Genomic DNA, 3,250 nt, shown 5'->3' on the forward strand with positions numbered 1-3,250 from the left:
AACGCCGTCGGCACCGGTGGCGGCGGGGGTGGCGGCGGCGGTTTCTACGGCGGCGGAGGTGGCGGCGCCGACGGAGGCGCGACGGCCCCGGCCCCGTCCGGTCTCGGCGGAGGAGGCGGTGGGAGCAGCTTCGCGGACACCACCAGGACCTCCGGGGTCCGCTTCGAACTCGGCCAGTCCGGGATCTACCAGGACGGCGTCGTGCAGCTCACCTACTCCGCGTCGGCCGGGCGCGCGTCCGAACCCTCGGGCGATTCCCGGACCCCGACGTGCGACGGCAAGCCGGCCACGAAGGTGGGCACCGACGCAGCCGAGGCGATCGTCGGGACACCGGGCGACGACGTGATCGTCGGCCGGGGCGGCAAGGACACCATCGACGGCGGCGGCGGCAAGGACCAGATCTGCGCCGGCGGCGGGGACGACACCGTGCGGGGCGGTGACGGGGCGGACCGGATCTTCGGCGGCGCCGGGGACGACACGCTTCTCGGCGGCGCCGGCAACGACACCATCGCCGGTGGCGAAGGCCGCGACCACGGCGTCGGCGGCGAAGGCCTCGACTCCTTCGACGACGTCGAGGTCATCACCTACTGACCTGTGGAAAACGAACCATTAGGCGTGACACGCCTAATGGTTCGATCAGGCGGGGCGGTCGCGCCAGGGCGAGGTGGCGGGGCGCAGGGAGCCGATGCCCGGGCCGTCGAGGACGGCACGCAGGGCGAGGGCGCCCATCACGACCAGCGGGTTGTGCAGGCGACCGCCGAGAACACCTTTGACGAGGTCGGCGAGTTCGACCCAGCGCAGTTCCATGTCGGCTTCCTCGTGAACCGCGGCACGTCGCTCGCCGTCGGAGGGACGCACGTCGCGGGCGAGATAGATCCGGACGGCCTCGTCGCTGATCCCCGGGGAGGTGTAGGCATCCAGCAGCACCCGCCAATCGCGGGCCTGCACGTGTGCCTCCTCCTCAAGCTCACGCTTGGCCGCGGCGAGGGCCGACTCGTTCTCGTCCAGCAGGCCGGCCGGGAGCTCCCAGAGCCGGCGCTGCACCGGGTGCCGGTACTGGCGCACGGTCAGGACCTTGGGGCGCTGACCGGTGTCGTCGAGGACGAGGATCCCGGCCGAGCCGGGGTGGACCAGCACGTCGCGCTTGGCGACAAGGCTGCCGGGCATGGCGACTTCGTCGACGCGGATCGAGACGACGCCACCGGTGAAGCCGATCGAGCTGTCGAAGACCTTCCAGGCGTCGTCGGTGTCCTGGAGCGGGGACTCGCTCACTGCCTCTCCGCCACGGACTTCGTCCTCGCGGAGCCGCGTTCGACATTCATCGTGAGCTCGCCGCGCTCGCTCAACGTGCGGCCGAGATGAACTCCGCGGGCTGCGCCGGTACGGTGCGCTCCTTGCGGCGGACCAGACCGGCGGCGATCAGACCGGCGAACAGCGGGTGCGCGCGGGTCGGACGGGAGCGGAATTCCGGGTGCGCCTGGGTGGCGACCAGGAACGGGTGCACCTCGCGCGGCAGCTCGACGTACTCGACCAGGCGGCCGTCCGGCGACGTGCCACCGACGACCAGGCCGGCCCGCTCGATCTGGGCGCGGTAGTCGTTGTTGACCTCGTAGCGGTGCCGGTGCCGCTCGGAGACGTAGGGCTCGCCGTAGAGCTCGCGGACGATCGAACCCTCGGCCAGTTTCGCCGGGTACAGGCCCAGGCGCATCGTGCCGCCCATGTCCCGTTCGCCGGCGACCACGTCGCGCTGATCGGCCATGGTGGCGATCACCGGGTGCTGGGCCGCCGGGTCGAACTCGGCGGAGTTGGCGCCCTCGAGCCCGGCCAGGTTGCGCGCGGCCTCGATCACCACGCACTGCAGGCCCAGGCACAGCCCGAGCAACGGGATCTTGTTCTCCCGGGCGTAGCGGATCGCGGAGATCTTGCCCTCGATGCCGCGGACACCGAACCCACCGGGCACGCAGAGCGCGTCGCAGTCGTCGAGCGCGGCGGCGGCGCCCTCCGGGGTCGCGCACTCGTCCGAGGTGACCCAGCGGATCTGCACCCGAGCGTCGTGGGCGAAGCCGCCGTGGCGCAGCGCCTCGGTCACCGACAGGTACGCGTCCGGCAGGTCGATGTACTTGCCGACCAGGCCGACGACGATCTCGTTGGCCGGCTTGTGCACACGGCGCAGCAGGTCGTCCCAGGCGGTCCAGTCGACATCGCGGAACGGCAGCCCGAGGCGGCGCACCACGTAGGCGTCCAGGCCCTCGGCGTGCAGCACCTTCGGGATGTCGTAGATCGATGGGGCGTCGACTGCGGCCGCGACCGCTTCCTGGTCGACGTCACACATCAGCGAGATCTTGCGCTTGATGCTGGCGGTGATCGGCCGGTCGGCACGGCAGACGATGGCGTCGGGCTGGATACCGATGCTGCGCAGCGCCGCGACCGAGTGCTGGGTGGGCTTGGTCTTCAGCTCCCCCGACGGGCCGATGTAGGGCACCAGCGAGACGTGCAGGAAGAAGACGTTGTCCCGGCCGACCTCATGGCGGATCTGGCGGGCGGCCTCCAGGAACGGCAACGACTCGATGTCGCCGACGGTGCCGCCGATCTCCGTGATGACCAGGTCGATCTCGTCTCCGGCCATCCGCCGGATCCGGGCCTTGATCTCATTGGTGATGTGCGGGATGACCTGGACGGTGTCGCCGAGGTACTCCCCGCGGCGTTCCTTGGCGATGACGGTCGAGTACACCTGACCCGTCGTCACATTCGCCGAGCCGTGCAGCTCGGTGTCGAGGAAGCGCTCGTAGTGACCGACGTCGAGGTCGGTCTCGGACCCGTCGTCGGTGACGAAAACCTCGCCGTGCTGGAACGGGTTCATCGTCCCGGGATCGACGTTGAGGTAGGGGTCGAGCTTCTGCATCGTGACCCGTAACCCGCGCTTGGTCAGCAGGTTTCCGAGGGAGGAGGCGGTGAGCCCTTTACCGAGCGACGACGCAACGCCGCCGGTGACGAAAAGGTGCTTGGTGATGTGCGGCACGGCCATGGAACTCCAGCCTACGGGATGGCGGGCGGACTGCCGACCCGCCACTGGCGATAGAGCTTGATCAACTCCGCCTGGACCGCGGATTCGTCGGGCCAGCCGGCGCACTGAAGCACCCCGGCGGCGGCCAGGGTGGCCCCCAGACCGGGTTCGCTCAGCAGCCGGCGGACCGCGCCGGCCAGGGCCGTCGGGTCGCCGGGCGGCACCAGCAGGGCGGCGTCCCCGACC

Annotated in this window: 4 protein-coding genes; 1 reads left to right on the top strand and 3 read right to left on the bottom strand. The window is 70.8% G+C overall.

Annotated features, from left to right (window positions below; all coding sequences use genetic code 11):
• On the top strand, nucleotides 1–591 hold a 591-nt coding region (locus H0X00_RS22875; protein ID WP_367186744.1), incomplete at its 5' end, for a calcium-binding protein.
• Between the two features lie 45 nt (nucleotides 592–636).
• Here H0X00_RS22875 and H0X00_RS22880 read toward each other — a convergent pair.
• The 3 genes from H0X00_RS22880 to H0X00_RS22890 form a co-directional block, all read right to left on the bottom strand.
• Nucleotides 637–1,272: an NUDIX hydrolase gene (locus H0X00_RS22880; protein WP_293775096.1), complete on the bottom strand. Its 636-nt coding sequence runs from the start codon at nucleotides 1,270–1,272 to the stop codon at nucleotides 637–639.
• Nucleotides 1,273–1,342: 70 nt separating this feature from the next.
• On the bottom strand, nucleotides 1,343–3,025 hold the full coding sequence (locus H0X00_RS22885) for a CTP synthase (RefSeq protein ID WP_293775097.1): 1,683 nt from the start codon (nucleotides 3,023–3,025) through the stop codon (nucleotides 1,343–1,345).
• Nucleotides 3,026–3,036: 11 nt separating this feature from the next.
• A partial coding sequence (locus H0X00_RS22890) for a glycosyltransferase (protein ID WP_367186745.1) occupies nucleotides 3,037–3,250 on the bottom strand: 214 nt, incomplete at its 5' end.

The sequence above is a fragment of the Sporichthya sp. genome (genome assembly GCF_013815995.1).
In the GTDB taxonomy this organism is placed as follows: Bacteria; Actinomycetota; Actinomycetes; order Sporichthyales; family Sporichthyaceae; genus Sporichthya.

Coding starts and splice junctions, on each gene's coding strand:
- H0X00_RS22885 (WP_293775097.1), bottom strand. CDS start 3,025: ATGGCCGTGCCGCACATCACCAAGCACCTTTTCGTCACCGGCGGCGTT.